The sequence below is a fragment of the Flavobacterium sp. FlaQc-28 genome (genome assembly GCF_044007415.1).
Classification (GTDB): domain Bacteria; phylum Bacteroidota; class Bacteroidia; order Flavobacteriales; family Flavobacteriaceae; genus Flavobacterium.
The window spans coordinates 75,737-90,196 of the sequence record NZ_JBIPCM010000011.1; the positions used below are offsets into that span (position 1 = coordinate 75,737).

At 32.1% G+C, this 14,460-nt stretch carries 13 protein-coding genes; 1 reads left to right on the plus strand and 12 read right to left on the minus strand.

Features of this window, described 5'->3' with window-relative positions; genetic code table 11:
* Positions 1–132: 132 nt before the first annotated feature.
* The 7 genes from ACHRVL_RS21620 to ACHRVL_RS21650 all read right to left on the minus strand — a co-directional run bounded on the left by ACHRVL_RS21620 (position 133) and on the right by ACHRVL_RS21650 (position 7,574).
* Positions 133–597, minus strand: coding sequence for a UpxY family transcription antiterminator (locus tag ACHRVL_RS21620; protein WP_395415382.1), 465 nt, complete (start codon positions 595–597; stop codon positions 133–135).
* Between the two features lie 85 nt (positions 598–682).
* The gene (locus ACHRVL_RS21625; protein ID WP_395415383.1) at positions 683–2,074 is read right to left on the minus strand and encodes a UDP-glucose 6-dehydrogenase; all 1,392 of its coding nucleotides are present in this window, start codon (positions 2,072–2,074) and stop codon (positions 683–685) included.
* Between the two features lie 22 nt (positions 2,075–2,096).
* Positions 2,097–3,080 carry an SDR family oxidoreductase gene (locus tag ACHRVL_RS21630; RefSeq protein ID WP_395415384.1) on the minus strand — a complete coding sequence of 328 codons (984 nt, stop codon included), beginning with the start codon at positions 3,078–3,080 and terminating at the stop codon, positions 2,097–2,099.
* Positions 3,081–3,088: 8 nt separating this feature from the next.
* On the minus strand, positions 3,089–5,539 hold the full coding sequence (locus ACHRVL_RS21635) for a polysaccharide biosynthesis tyrosine autokinase (protein WP_395415385.1): 2,451 nt from the start codon (positions 5,537–5,539) through the stop codon (positions 3,089–3,091).
* 15 nt (positions 5,540–5,554) lie between these two features.
* Positions 5,555–6,346 carry a polysaccharide biosynthesis/export family protein gene (locus tag ACHRVL_RS21640; protein WP_395415386.1) on the minus strand — a complete coding sequence of 264 codons (792 nt, stop codon included), beginning with the start codon at positions 6,344–6,346 and terminating at the stop codon, positions 5,555–5,557.
* 65 nt (positions 6,347–6,411) lie between these two features.
* Positions 6,412–7,032, minus strand: coding sequence for a recombination mediator RecR (gene recR, locus ACHRVL_RS21645; protein ID WP_395415387.1), 621 nt, complete (start codon positions 7,030–7,032; stop codon positions 6,412–6,414).
* Positions 7,033–7,208: 176 nt separating this feature from the next.
* Positions 7,209–7,574, minus strand: coding sequence for a CoA-binding protein (locus ACHRVL_RS21650; protein ID WP_089055315.1), 366 nt, complete (start codon positions 7,572–7,574; stop codon positions 7,209–7,211).
* A 153-nt stretch (positions 7,575–7,727) separates the two neighbouring features.
* Here ACHRVL_RS21650 and ACHRVL_RS21655 point away from each other — a divergent pair, with 153 nt between their 5' ends.
* A complete protein-coding gene (locus ACHRVL_RS21655; RefSeq protein ID WP_089055316.1) occupies positions 7,728–8,357 on the plus strand; it encodes a MarC family NAAT transporter in 630 nt (209 codons plus the stop codon).
* A gap of 79 nt (positions 8,358–8,436) precedes the next feature.
* Here the strand turns inward: ACHRVL_RS21655 and ctlX are convergent, their stop codons facing one another.
* The 5 genes from ctlX to carA form a co-directional block, all read right to left on the minus strand.
* Positions 8,437–9,372: a citrulline utilization hydrolase CtlX gene (gene ctlX, locus ACHRVL_RS21660; RefSeq protein WP_395415388.1), complete on the minus strand. Its 936-nt coding sequence runs from the start codon at positions 9,370–9,372 to the stop codon at positions 8,437–8,439.
* 69 nt (positions 9,373–9,441) lie between these two features.
* Positions 9,442–10,356: a dimethylarginine dimethylaminohydrolase family protein gene (locus tag ACHRVL_RS21665; protein WP_395415389.1), complete on the minus strand. Its 915-nt coding sequence runs from the start codon at positions 10,354–10,356 to the stop codon at positions 9,442–9,444.
* A 64-nt stretch (positions 10,357–10,420) separates the two neighbouring features.
* A complete protein-coding gene (locus tag ACHRVL_RS21670; RefSeq protein WP_089055319.1) occupies positions 10,421–11,698 on the minus strand; it encodes a citrate synthase in 1,278 nt (425 codons plus the stop codon).
* Between the two features lie 156 nt (positions 11,699–11,854).
* On the minus strand, positions 11,855–13,147 hold the full coding sequence (eno, locus tag ACHRVL_RS21675) for a phosphopyruvate hydratase (protein ID WP_089058807.1): 1,293 nt from the start codon (positions 13,145–13,147) through the stop codon (positions 11,855–11,857).
* Positions 13,148–13,249: 102 nt separating this feature from the next.
* Positions 13,250–14,368 (minus strand): glutamine-hydrolyzing carbamoyl-phosphate synthase small subunit, encoded by a 1,119-nt coding sequence (gene carA / locus ACHRVL_RS21680; RefSeq protein WP_257682845.1) that lies wholly within the window; start codon positions 14,366–14,368, stop codon positions 13,250–13,252.
* Positions 14,369–14,460 lie beyond the last annotated feature (92 nt).

The following is a 14,460-nucleotide window of genomic DNA, read 5'->3' on the forward strand; positions in this document are numbered from 1 at the left end:
CACACCACTTTTCAAATACCTACAAATCAACCTGTAAGAAATCCTATTTCAAAAAAAGCAGAAGATAAAACTTCATTTTTGAAGTTTCAACTCCCGCTTTTCAGTATTTGATTGCTTAATTTATAACCTGTTCTACTTGTACTTAATCTTCAATACACAACCTAAAGATTCAAGAACCAAAATATAATGGGTATTGGATACTTCCTGAACTATTGCACTTTGATTGCTAAAAGCCCCTGATTCTAACTTTATACGATCTCCAACTTGAATTGAACTTACGGAAACTTCAGCAATATTAGAAGCCTTAAGACTATCCTTAATGCTTTTAATTTCCTCATCCCTAACAATAGCCGGTTTACCCAGCCAAAACAAATACCTGACTACTCCTGCAATTTGAAAAACAGAATTGCGATCACCTTCTTTTAATTGTACAAAAACATACGAATTAAAAAGCGGCACTTCAATTTTCTTCTTTCTATCTGACCATTGTTTTACTTGAGTAATTATAGGACAATAACACTCAATTCCAATTTGAGTAAGCTTTTCTGCTACTTTTTTCTCCCACCTAGGTTTTGTATATACTACGTACCAATTCATATTTTTTCTTTAAACTGAAACAAAATATTCAAAACCAACATTTATATTCATTTTCTTTTATTCTTACTTCAATTCCAATATTCAATTAAGAACCAATTCCTTTATAAATAAATCCGATTGCTTCTAATTCTTTTGCGTTTAGTATATTCCTACCATCAAAAACAAAAGCAGGTTTATGCATAGAATCATAAATTCTCTGCCAATTGTAAGCTGTAAATTCATCCCATTCGGTTAAAACCGCAATAGCATGTGCTCCATTACAAGCGTCGTAAGCGTCATCAAAAACAGTTAAAGCAGTATTATTTTCTTCTGCAGTTCTTGTTTCTAGATAATTTAAATCACTCAACATTTTACTTTGTGAGACTTTAGGATCAAAAACCGAAATTTTGGCTTGCTCATTAATTAAGTCATCTGCCACATAAATAGCCGCAGATTCACGAGTATCATTGGTATCTTTCTTGAATGCCCAGCCTAAAAATGCAATTTTCTTGTCTGCAACTGTATTGTATAGTGTTTGAACAATTTTATTTGAAAACCTTCTTTTTTGATGATCATTCATAATAATAACCTGTTCCCAGTAATCTGCCACTTCATTTAGACCATATGATTTTGCGATATACACTAAGTTCAAAATATCTTTTTGAAAACAAGAACCTCCAAAACCAACTGATGCTTTAAGAAATTTTGATCCAATTCGGCTGTCCATACCAATTGCTCTTGCAACTTCATTAACATCTGCGCCTGTTTTTTCACATAGCTCTGACATTGCATTTATTGACGAAATACGTTGTGCCAAAAATGCATTTGCTGTTAATTTAGATAATTCTGATGACCAAACATTTGTCGTTAAAATCTTGTCTTTACTTACCCAATTTGCATAAACATCGACAAGGGCATTAATAGCTGCTTGACCTTCTGCCGTCGTATCTCCTCCAATTAAAATTCGATCTGGATTTAATAAATCTGTAACAGCGGTTCCCTCCGCTAAAAACTCAGGATTTGACAATATTTGAAACTGAACTCCATTTCCTGTATTATCTAAAATACTTTTTATTGCTTCAGCTGTTCGAACTGGTAAAGTAGATTTTTCTACAACTATTTTATTCTGTTTAGCCACTTTTGCAATTTGTCTGGCGCATAATTCAATATATTTTAAATCTGCCGCCATTCCTTTACCTTTACCGTAGGTTTTAGTTGGTGTATTTACAGATATAAAAATAACCTGAGCTTCATCAATTGCTTTTTCAACTTCTGTTGAAAAGAAAAGATTTCTTCCTCTAGCTTCAGCAACAATTGCCGAAAGCCCTGGTTCATAAATTGGAATATTATCTGTATTTGGATCATTCCAATCTTTAATTCTTTGTTCGTTCAAATCAACAACTGTAACTTGAATATGTGGACATTTTTGTGCAATTACAGCCATTGTAGGCCCTCCTACATATCCAGCACCAATGCAGCAAATTTTCGTAACTTCCATTTACTATTTTATTTTCTATATTTTATTTTAAATTATTCCAATACCAGCTTACTGCTTCTTTTAATCCTTGTTGCAAAGAGAATTTCGGATTATATCCTAATATGGTTTTTGCTTTTTCTATACTGGCTAATGAATGAGGTATATCACCCACTCTATTAACTCCGTATACAATTTCAACATCAGCAATCTTAGCATCAAACTCAGATAAATATTCTTTTAAATACTTAACCAAATCATTCAATGTATTACGATCTCCAAAAGCAGTATTATAAACTGTATTTAAAGCCTTTTCATCCTGAGTCGTCATAGCCAATTCATTCATCTGAATTACATTATCAATATAGGTAAAATCTCGTGAATAATTACCATCACCATTAATTACTGGACTATCATAATGCATTAACTGGGTCACAAATTTAGGTATAACAGCCGCATAAGCACCATTTGGATCTTGTTTTCTTCCAAAAACATTAAAATAACGCAATCCTATAGTTTCTAAACCATATGTTTTACTAAAAATTTCTGCATATAACTCGTTTACATATTTAGTGATTGCATACGGAGATAATGGCTTCCCAATGACATCTTCAACTTTTGGAAGCCCGTCAGAGTCTCCATATGTAGAAGAGCTTGCCGCATAAATAAAACGTTTTACTTTTGCATCACGAGAAGCAACTAACATATTTAAGAACCCTGAAACATTTACATCATTTGTTGTAATTGGATCATTTATAGATCTTGGAACAGAACCTAGTGCTGCTTGATGCAAAACATAATCAACCCCAGCAACCGCTAAGTTACAATCTGCAATATTTCTAATATCTCCTTCGATTAATCTGAAGTTTGGATTCTCTACAAAATCTTTTAGATTATGACGATGACCTGTTGAAAAATTATCCAAACAAACCACCTTATGTCCCAATCCTAAAAAATACTCAGATAAATTTGAGCCAATAAAACCCGCTCCACCAGTTATTAAAATTGTATTTTGACTTGAAGTTTTCATACGTATAATTATTTTTTCTTGATTTTATTAGAAATTGCACTCAAAATTCCATTCTTCTTCTCTTCGTTATGATATTCATTAGAATAAGCGCCATAGCCGTAACCATATCCATATGTTGAACCATATTTAGCCTTGTTTTCATAGCTGTTCAAAATAATACTGGCGTTACTTATCTCTCCTCTTTCGATTCTATTATTCAGCAACGTAATCATATCTTTTTTAGTATAGTTTTGTCTGACAATATACAAAGTAACATCAGCATATTGAACCAATTCTAGAGCATCTGACACCAAACCAACAGGAGGCGTGTCCAGAATAATGTAATCGTACTTTTGTTTTAATTCATTTATTAATTCTGCCATAGAATCATTTAAAATCAACTCAGAAGGATTTGGAGGAACAGGTCCTGAAAGAATTACATCTAAATTTGTGATTTGCGTTTTATTTACAATTTCATCTAGTGTATTTTGTTTTATTAAATAACTTACTACACCCACCTGATTATTGCCTAAATTAAATTCATCGGCCAATTTTGGCTTTCTTAAATCCAAACCAACAATAACAGTTTTCTTTTCGCTTAATGCAAATACTGTAGCAATATTTATCGAACAAAATGTTTTTCCTTCACCGCTTATCGACGAAGTAACCATGAGTGTTTTCGAACCACTTACTTGTTGTCTTTTATACAAAAACTGTAATGAGGAACGAATTCCTCTGAAAGCTTCTGATAGAGCAGATTTTGGTTTATCAAAAACCGCTAGATTTACAGCATCTTTATTAACTCCTATAATCCCAATTATCGGAATAGTTGTCAATTTAGTAATATCTTCAATATTTTGGATAGAATTATTCAAAAAGAAAATTCCTAACACAAATAATAAAGGAATCAAAATACCTAAAAACAATGCTAATACATAATTTACAGAAGTTTTTGGACCAATTAATCCTTCGCCAATATCTTTTGCCGGGTCAATAAAATGAATATCTGATAAATTTGATGCTTTTACAATTTCTGCTTCATTTCTTTTTTGAAGAAATTCAGTATAAATATTATTATTTAAATCGTATTTTCTTTTAATCTTTAACAATTCCTGCTGCTCTTCTGGAAGTCGTTTCACCGTACTTTCGGCCTGACCAATTTTCGCATTTAACAACGATAAGTCATTTAATAATAAAGCTTTTGCTGATGAAATATTTTCCAGTAAAACACTTTTTACCGCCTGTATTTGACTGTCAAAATCTTTAAAAATCTTATCACTTTTTACTGCATATGCCATTTCTGAACGTTGCGTCGAAAGCATAATAAGCTTTGATATATTAGTAACAATATTTGGGTCTTCAATTCCGGCTACAGATGGAGCTGGAAGTTTAGAGTAATCAACACTATTATTCAAATATGTTTTTAAAGAATTATAATACGATATTTTTCTGGTAACTTGGTCTTTTTCAACATCAAAATCTCTCATTTTATCCGAAACCTTTGTCCCGCCGTCTTCAATATTATAAATATTTTTATCTTTTCTGAAAGATTTTAGTTCATTACCTGTTTCCTTTAATTGGAGCTCCATTGCAACAAGTGTACTATCAATAAAAGCTATCGTATTGTTAGCAAATTGATTTTTACCATCGAGCTGCATTTTAATCAGCATTTTCACTGTCGAATTTAAATACTCAACCATTCTGGCTTTATTTGCACCCTGCATTCCTAAGGTTAATATAGAGCCGCCGCCTTTATCACTATCAATGCTTATTCTTTTATAATTTGATACCGTACCATCAAAGTCATTAAACTTTACAAAATATTCTTTCTCTTTATAAAAACCTGGGCTGTCTTTAATTTGTAATTTCCAATTTAAAAAAGGCAAAGCTACCAGTTCTCCAACTTTATATTTTTTTACAAATGCAACTGGCTCTACAGAAACATTTCTGTACGAATTACTAGAGTATCTAATTAATGAAATTGAGTTGTTTTCAAAAGGAATTTCAATTTGATATTCGGTATCGCTCAAAAATTTAATTCCTATTAAAGTATTTGCAAGCTGTTCTTTCGTCTTATCAATATCCACATAAAAAGGAACTGCTCCGTAAGAATCTATTAAATTGTATTTTCCTTGTTCTAAATAGTCAATATAAAACTGCAGCTTATCAACAACCTGTTCATTATGCGATCTTGACAGCAGGACTGTCGAAATTCCATTTACCTGATCTGAAATACCTCCCCAATTAAACACCAAACTCGTATTTGAGGTAAAAAAAGGATTTCTTTCTTCCTTTACAGATATCATTGTCTCTAATCCGTATATTTTTTCTTTTCGAATATTAACCTGATATGCAATTATGAAAGCAATTATTAAACTAGCTAGAAACCATTTCCAATAACTTGCAATTTTTAATACAAAATCTTTAAAATCAAAACTTGTATGATTCTCAAAAATGGAAAAATCTTTTATATCTAACATCTACCGAATTAAGCTTTAATTTTTTATAATTAAATATACCGTAGTTGCCAATGACAACAAAGTAATAATGGTTCCTATAGACTGTATACCTGTTTGACCGGTTCCCCAAGATTTTTGTTTTAGCGGCTTGACATATATGTAATCGTTTGGCTGTAAATAATAGTAAGGCGACTTCATTACGTTTTTATCTGTTAAATCAATATCATTCATCTCTACACCAGTTGGAGTCTGACGAATAACGGTTACTGATTTTCTATTTCCAACGGTTGTAATATCTCCTGAATTAGCAATAGCTTCCATAATATTTACATGATCCTGAAACAACGTTTTTGTTCCCGTGCTGCTCACTTCACCATTTATAGTATATCTAAAACCTGCTAATTTTACAGTTACAAAAATATTTGCTCCGCTTTTAAAATATTCTTCAAGCAATTGTTTTTCAATTTTAATACGAACTTCTTCTAGAGTATAACCTATTACATTAATTTCTCCCAATATAGGCATTCGAATATTTCCATGATCATCAACCGTAAAACCATCAAAATATAATGATGACTCAGATTTTACAGCATCCCCATTATTATCAGTTGTATTAAAAATCGACACCAGTTTAGGGTCTATTGCTTTTATGTTAATTTTTAATATATCATTTACTTGCAGTCGGTAAGGTTTTGATTGTACAACTGCAATCTTACTTTGTTCAATTGATGTATTTTTATCTTGCAGATAAGTAAGATCTTTCACAGGAATACAAGAAATAAATAACACATTCAACATTAACAATATATAAAAGAACTTTCTTGTCATTATTGTTTTTTCAACAAAAGTATAACTTTCCCTTTAGCTCCACTAAATAATTAACAAGAATTATCTTAAATATTTTTAAACGTTTTTTCAAACGGAACGCGATGCAAAATACTTCTGCCTAGTGTAATCTCATCGGCATATTCCAGTTCATCTCCAACCGATATTCCTCTTGCAATTGTAGACAAAACGATTTCCGACTCGGCAATTTGTTTATAAATATAAAAATTCGTTGTATCTCCTTCCATCGTAGAACTCAATGCAAAAATAATTTCGGCTACTTTTCCTGCTTTTACTTTTTCAACTAAACTAGAAATATTCAACTGACTAGGACCAACTCCTTCAATTGGAGAAATTTTACCTCCTAGCACATGATAAATCCCTTTGTATTGACCCGTATTTTCAATAGCCATAACGTCGCGAATATCTTCGACTACACAAATTGTTTGGTGGTTTCTCAGTTGATTTGCACAAATTTCACAAACTTTTGTATCTGAAATATTATGACAACTTTCGCAAAATTTAATATCCTCACGCATGTTTAGCAAAGCCTGCGACAAAAATCCTGTCTGTTCTTTAGGCTGTTTTAATAAATGAAGCACCAATCGCAATGCCGTACGCTTACCTATTCCAGGTAATTGCGACATTTCATTGACTGCTTTTTCTATTAATTTTGATGAAAATTCCATAATGACAAAAATAATGGTTTAGTAATCCTTGAGAAAACTAAATTTGATATTTATCGACTATTTTATTGCTTCAATATGACTCATACAATCGAGACAAATAATATTTCTAAGATGATCTGAGTAAAGCTCAAAAGACAAAAAAGACATTCTGAACAACCCGCTAAACTCCAGAAAAACTAATATTGATTTGTTGCCAATAAAACTAATGTACAAGCAACTTCTGCCTTTATATTGTTTAATTCTAACAATTGATACAATTCAGGGTTTTCGGTTCCAGGATTAAAAACTACTCTTTTCGGCTGCGCTTCAATAATATAATTATAATAATCGCGCTGGCGAGCAGGATTTAAATAAAGTGTAACTGTATCTATATTCTTAACAGGTATTGCTTTAGTATAAATTTTCACACCCGCAACTTCGCCTGTATTTTGACCAATTGCTAAAACGGTATGTCCTTTTTGAACGAGCATATTTATCGCTTTAAAAGCGTAACGTTCTGGTTTTGTAGTTGCTCCCAGAACTAATGTTTTTTTGTTTTTCATTGATTTTTAAATATGCCACAAAAGTAATTAAAAAGAACGAGGTTCGCTTTATGATATTGATTTAGAATTACTACTATTAAAAACAATATCATAAAGTTAATATGTTTTAAAATACTAAATTTTGATTATTTTTACTTCACTAACCCACACTATATGGATTTATTCATTTATTTATTTGCCGCTCTTTTTTCTGTATTAAACCCAATTGGTACTGTCCCTATTTTTGTTGGACTAACACAGCATGATTCTCAAGAGGAACGTTCTCGAATTTCGTTATGGACTGCTATAAATGTTTTTATCATTTTAATTGTTTCCTTTTTTATTGGTCAATATGTCTTAAGCTTTTTTGGAATCAGCATTGATGCACTTCGGATTGCTGGAGGCATTGTGATTGTAAACTCGGGATTTTCATTACTTTCTGGAAAAATTAATAAAAAACGAGGAATCAACAAAAAAGTTGAAACCGACGCCCAACAAAGAAACGATGTCGCTCTTACTCCATTAGCAATCCCAATGCTTGCCGGCCCAGGTTCTATCTCATTATTGATTGCATTTTATCAAGAGCATCATGAAATGACCGAAATTATCATTTCTTGTCTAGCGATTCTAGCAATTGCTGTTGCCATTTTTTTAATTTTAAAAAGCGCACATTATTTAGCTCGAATCCTTGGTGCATCTGGAATTGTAGCGATATCCAGAATTGTAGGTTTTATAGTTATCTCAATCGGAATTCAATACATTGTCAGCTCCATAATAAACATTGTAAAAGGAAATTTGATGTAAATTTTCATTCTAAAACATTATAAAAAAAGGGATAAAACAATTTCTGTTTTTATCCCTTTTTTTGAACTTTAAAATACTTTTATTCTCTTGGCAGAAAAACTTCAGCCATCATACATCTTGCACTTCCACCACCGCAAGCTTCGATAGTATCTAAACTAGAACTTAAAATCTCAGCATGCTTTTCTAATTGTTCAATTTGCTTTGGAGTTAAACTTTGATGCGCCGAAGCACTCATCACAATATATCTCTTGTCGTTTGTACCTCTAACTTCCAACATATTGCCAGCGAAATTATTTACTTGGGCTTCTGTAATTAAAATAACTTCCTTTTTATCAGCTTTCAAGTTTTCAAGAACCATTTTACGTTCTTTTTTATCATCAATAGAATCTGCGCAAATTACAGCAAAGGTTTCTCCTAAACACATCATCACATTAGTGTGATAAATCAATTTTCGCTCACCGTCTACGGTCTGAAAGGCTTCAAAAATTACTGGAGCATAATCAAAATCTTCACAAAACTCAATAAACAATTCTTCATCAGCTCTAGGCGATAAAGCACAATATGCTTTAGCATTGGCACGATCTAAAAGTAAACTTCCTGTTCCTTCTAAGAAATAACCATCATCTTCTGCAGAAGTATAATCCATTATATTAGAAATCTCAAATCCCTTTTCTTCAAGAGTATCCAAAATATCTTCACGACGCTCCTGGCGACGATTTTCAGCAAACATAGGGTAAAGTGCTACGTCACCATTTTCATGAAATGAAACCCAGTTGTTTGGAAAAATACTATCTGGCGTATCTGTTTCTAAAGTATCCTCTATAACCGTAACATCGACTCCTACATTTCTAAGCTTTTCTACAAAAGTATCAAATTCTTGCTGTGCTTTTGCATTTACTGTACTTGGCAAAAGTCCATCTAATACTTTTTGGTAATAATTATTTACAGCAGTTTGTTCATTCATTCTGAACGCAACCGGCCGAATCATTACAATTGCATTTGTTGTTTGTTTCATTTTTATATTTTTTTTTGCTTCGGGTTTCAAGCTTTAGAGAACGTGAAACTTTAAACTTTAAACAATTACTTAGTCTCTAATTAAGGGAAGTGTTGAACATCTCAAAAGTCCTTCTTGTTTTGCAATTTCAGCATAAGGTATTTCTTCAACAATAAATCCGTTTGATCGAAGCCAATTATTTAATCGAGTGAAATTTTTCTCAGAAACTACTACATTTTCATCTAGCGAAAACACATTCGAAAACATATTGTACATTTCGTTTCTTTCAATATGAAATAAATTTTCTTTTCCAAAAAGATTTACTAAATAAGTATAATCAGCCTCTTCACGAAAACCTCTCTTGTAAATAATTCCTTTATCTTTTCCAACAGGTTGAAAACAGCAATCTAAATGTAATGCGTTGTCACGTGCTTCTAATTTTGATTTCACCAAATCAAATTCTTTGACAATTTTATTAGGAAACAATTCTTTAATAAAGTTTACACCGTGCATATTGGTTCTAGCAGTAATGTAGTCTTTATAATCACTTCCTTTATAAGTTCCAATAAAAATATGATCATTCCATAACATAACGTCACCACCTTCAATATGAACTTCTTCGGGCGGGCGAACTACTTTTAATGGATCTATTTGATCAATTATGTATTGAATAGCATCTAATTCACGCTCTCTATCAGGTAAAATATTTGATTTAACAAAAGTATCATCAATCACAAAACCAATGTCTCTCGCAAAAATCTGATTGTAATTTTCAATCATTTCTGGTCGATAAACTTTTACATCGTACTTTTGAAAAACAGCATTAAAAGCTTCCATTTCAGCAACCATATCTTTTTCAACTGGATATGTCCCTGCCTTAATATGTTCCAATGATTTAGGATCATAGGCTTCATCTAAAGTTGGAGTTGGCCCATTATGAACCGCAGAACCCAAAACTACGGCACGCAGTCTTGAAGTTTCGTTCTTTATATTTAATTGCAACATAATTCTATTATATTTTATAACAAAGATAAAAAAAGCTTTACAGTTAAGTAAAGCTTTAGTTTTTTTATTTATTAGACTTGAAGTCTCTTAAAGGGTGTCCAGTATAAATTTGTCTAGGCCTTCCAATTGGTTCTTTGTTTTCACGCATTTCTTTCCATTGTGCGATCCATCCTGGTAATCTTCCAATTGCAAACATTACTGTAAACATATCTGTAGGAATTCCTAATGCTCTGTAAATAATTCCAGAATAGAAATCTACATTTGGATATAAGTTTCTTGATTTGAAGTATTCATCTTCAAGAGCAGCTGCCTCTAATTTTTTAGCAATTTCAAGAATTGGATCTTCAACACCTAAAGTTTCTAAAACTTCTTTAGCTGCTTTTTTAATGATTCTTGCTCTTGGATCAAAGTTTTTATAAACTCTATGACCAAATCCCATTAAACGGAAAGGGTCATTTTTATCTTTTGCTTTAGCTAAGAATTTATCTGTGTCACCACCATCTTTATTAATTTCTTCTAACATTTCAAGCACTGCTTGATTTGCACCACCATGAAGCGGCCCCCATAATGCAGAAACTCCTGCAGATATTGAAGCAAATAATCCTGCATGAGATGAACCTACCATTCTTACAGTTGAAGTAGAACAGTTTTGCTCGTGATCTGCGTGAAGAATAAACAACTTATCTAATGCATCAACTACAACAGGATTTGCTGAATAAGGTCCTGTAGGCAATTTAAACATTAATTGCATAAAGTTTTCTACATAACCCTGTGTATTATCATAATAATTCAATGGGTAACCCATCGATTTTCTATAAGTCCAAGTAGCAATTACAAGAAATTTACCCATTGTTTTGCAAATCGCCTCGTACATTTCTTTCTCATTCTCAACGTTTACTGCTTTTGGATTAAATGCTGTTAAAGCACTTGTCAAAGCAGATAAAACTCCCATTGGATGAGCTGTTTTTGGGAAACCATCAATGATATTTTTCATTTCTTCGTTTACCAAAGTATGTTTTTTGATACCATTTTCAAACTGCTCCAATTGTTGAGCAGTTGGTAATTCGCCAAAAATCAAAAGATAAGAAACCTCTAAAAAATTAGCTTTTTCAGCTAAGTCTTCGATTGAATATCCTCTGTAACGCAAAATCCCTAATTCTCCATCCAAGAAAGTGATTTCACTTGTACAAGATCCAGAGTTTTTATAACCTGGGTCAATTGTAATAACACCAGTTAAATCACGTAATTTGTTAATATCGATAGCAGATTCATTTTCGCTTCCAGTAATTACAGGAAGTTCAATTTTCTTACCATCTACTTCTAATGTAGCTATTTTTGACATAATATAATCGGAAATAATTCTTTAAAATAATAATTTATCAAATCTAAGGAATTTAAGACTAATTAAAAAAAGAATCCTGCTATGAATTTGTTAAAACTCCAAAAAAAAACCATTCGAACAAACGAATGGTTTAATCTTAACATATAACTCTTACAATTATTTAATCTTGAAAGCGTTTAAGCCAGGGAAATAAGCAGTACTTCCTAATTCTTCCTCAATTCTTAATAATTGGTTGTATTTTGCCATACGATCTGAACGAGAAGCTGAACCTGTTTTAATTTGACCACAGTTTAAAGCAACAGCTAAATCTGCAATTGTATTATCTTCAGTTTCTCCTGAACGGTGAGACATTACTGAAGTATAACCTGCATTTTTAGCCATGTTTACAGCAGCAATCGTTTCTGTCAAAGTTCCAATTTGGTTTACTTTTACAAGGATTGAATTTGCAATTCCTTTTTCAATACCTGTAGACAAACGAGCAACGTTTGTAACAAATAAATCATCACCTACTAATTGTACTTTATCTCCAATTTTTTCAGTTAAATATTTCCATCCATTCCAGTCATCTTCATACATACCATCTTCAATAGAAATAATTGGATATTTAGCAGCAAGTTCAGCTAAATAATCAGCTTGCTCCTCAGAAGTTCTGATTTTTCCAGTTTCTCCTTCAAATTTAGTATAATCGTATTTACCGTTTACATAAAATTCAGAAGCAGCACAGTCAAGAGCGATCATAATTTCGTCTCCGAAAGTATATCCCGCTTTTTCAACAGCAAGTTTGATAGTATCTAATGCATCTTCTGTACCTCCAGCTAAGTTTGGCGCAAAACCACCTTCATCACCAACAGCTGTACTTAAACCTCTATCGTGTAAAACTTTTTTCAAGCTGTGGAAAATTTCAGTTCCCATTTGCATAGCATGTGTAAAAGAAGTTGCTTTTACAGGGAAAATCATAAATTCTTGAAATGCGATAGGCGCATCAGAGTGAGAACCACCATTGATAATGTTCATCATTGGAACTGGTAACGTATTTGCAGAAACACCACCTACGTATCTGTATAATGGCAATCCAAGTTCATTAGCAGCGGCTTTTGCAGCAGCCAAAGAAACACCCAAAATAGCATTAGCTCCTAATTTAGATTTGTTTGGAGTACCATCTAAATCAATCATTAATTGGTCAATTGTGTTTTGCTCGAAAACAGAAGTTCCAACTAATTCTTCAGCAATAACAGTATTTACATTATTCACTGCATTCAAAACTCCTTTTCCAAGATAAGCTTTACCTCCATCACGTAATTCAACAGCTTCGTGCTCTCCAGTTGAAGCTCCAGATGGAACCGCAGCTCTACCTAAAACTCCATTTTCAGTTACTACATCAACTTCAATAGTAGGATTACCTCTAGAATCAAGAATTTGTCTTGCGTGAACTTTAATTATAATACTCATTATTTTTATTTTTTTATTAATAAATTATATTTTTTTTTCGAAATTATAAAAATATTTAATACTTAAAACGGATTTAAAATAATAAACAGCTTTATTTATTAACTACATCGTTTTAGACGAAGCTAATTCTATATTCTCTACAAATTGATCGAACAAATAAGATGAATCATGTGGTCCAGGACTAGCTTCTGGATGATATTGTACTGAGAAACAATTTTTATTTTTCATTCTCATACCCGCAACAGTTCCATCATTTAAATGTAAATGAGTTATTTCTAAATCAGGATGATTATCTAATTGCTCTTTATTGACAGCAAAACCATGATTTTGAGAAGTAATTTCTCCTTTACCCGTAATAACATTTTTTACAGGATGATTAATTCCACGATGCCCGTTAAACATTTTATAAGTCTCAACGCCATTTGCCAAAGCAATAACTTGATGACCTAAACAAATTCCAAATAAAGGTTTATCGTTTGCAAGAATCTTCTTAGCAACTTCGATCGCTCCAAAAAGTGGGTCTGGATCTCCAGGTCCGTTTGATAAGAAATATCCATCAGGGTTAAATGATGCTAAATCCTCATAAGTAGAATTATATGGAAAAACTTTTATATAACAGTCTCTCTTAGCAAGATTTCTTAAAATGTTCTTTTTGATACCTAAATCTAAAGCCGAAACTTTATACTTAGCACTTTCCTCTCCAAAATAATAAGGTTCAGTTGTTGACACTTTAGAAGCCAACTCTAATCCTTCCATATTTGGAACACCAGCTAATTCTTTCTTCAAGTCTTCTATAGAAGTTCCATCAGTACAAATAACAGCATTCATAGCACCATTATCACGAATATAACTAACAAGAGCTCTAGTATCTACATCAGAAATACATATCAAGTTTTGTTTAGCGAAATAATCTTCTAAACTCTCAGAAGCTCTTTCTCTTGAAAAGTTAAAGCTAAAGTTTTTACAAACTAAACCAGCTATTTTAATGCTTTCAGACTCTATCTCTAAATCATTTACACCATAATTACCAATATGTGCATTAGTAGCCACCATTATCTGACCAAAATAGGAAGGATCTGTAAAGATTTCTTGGTATCCAGTCATTCCAGTATTAAAACATACTTCCCCGAAAGTTTTACCGCTTATACCGATAGATTTTCCATGAAAAATAGTTCCGTCACTAAGTAATAAAATGGCGCTTTGTCGTGTTGTGTATTTCATTCTTTAATTTGTATTGTTTTTAATCGTATTATGAAACCTTTAAAGTTTCACCTGTAATTAGATATTTTGCAAATTTACTTCTTTAAAAGAGT

What these genes read in the sequence shown, in the direction of transcription:
- carA (WP_257682845.1), bottom strand. Translation starts at nt 14,368, where the DNA reads ATGAAATACACAACACGACAAAGCGCCATTTTATTACTTAGTGACGGA.
- ACHRVL_RS21640 (WP_395415386.1), bottom strand. Translation starts at nt 6,346, where the DNA reads ATGACAAGAAAGTTCTTTTATATATTGTTAATGTTGAATGTGTTATTT.
- ACHRVL_RS21650 (WP_089055315.1), bottom strand. Translation starts at nt 7,574, where the DNA reads ATGAAAAACAAAAAAACATTAGTTCTGGGAGCAACTACAAAACCAGAA.
- ACHRVL_RS21655 (WP_089055316.1), top strand. Translation starts at nt 7,728, where the DNA reads ATGGATTTATTCATTTATTTATTTGCCGCTCTTTTTTCTGTATTAAAC.
- eno (WP_089058807.1), bottom strand. Translation starts at nt 13,147, where the DNA reads ATGAGTATTATAATTAAAGTTCACGCAAGACAAATTCTTGATTCTAGA.
- ctlX (WP_395415388.1), bottom strand. Translation starts at nt 9,372, where the DNA reads ATGAAACAAACAACAAATGCAATTGTAATGATTCGGCCGGTTGCGTTC.
- ACHRVL_RS21665 (WP_395415389.1), bottom strand. Translation starts at nt 10,356, where the DNA reads ATGTTGCAATTAAATATAAAGAACGAAACTTCAAGACTGCGTGCCGTA.
- ACHRVL_RS21620 (WP_395415382.1), bottom strand. Translation starts at nt 597, where the DNA reads ATGAATTGGTACGTAGTATATACAAAACCTAGGTGGGAGAAAAAAGTA.
- ACHRVL_RS21625 (WP_395415383.1), bottom strand. Translation starts at nt 2,074, where the DNA reads ATGGAAGTTACGAAAATTTGCTGCATTGGTGCTGGATATGTAGGAGGG.
- ACHRVL_RS21630 (WP_395415384.1), bottom strand. Translation starts at nt 3,080, where the DNA reads ATGAAAACTTCAAGTCAAAATACAATTTTAATAACTGGTGGAGCGGGT.
- ACHRVL_RS21670 (WP_089055319.1), bottom strand. Translation starts at nt 11,698, where the DNA reads ATGTCAAAAATAGCTACATTAGAAGTAGATGGTAAGAAAATTGAACTT.
- ACHRVL_RS21635 (WP_395415385.1), bottom strand. Translation starts at nt 5,539, where the DNA reads ATGTTAGATATAAAAGATTTTTCCATTTTTGAGAATCATACAAGTTTT.
- recR (WP_395415387.1), bottom strand. Translation starts at nt 7,032, where the DNA reads ATGGAATTTTCATCAAAATTAATAGAAAAAGCAGTCAATGAAATGTCG.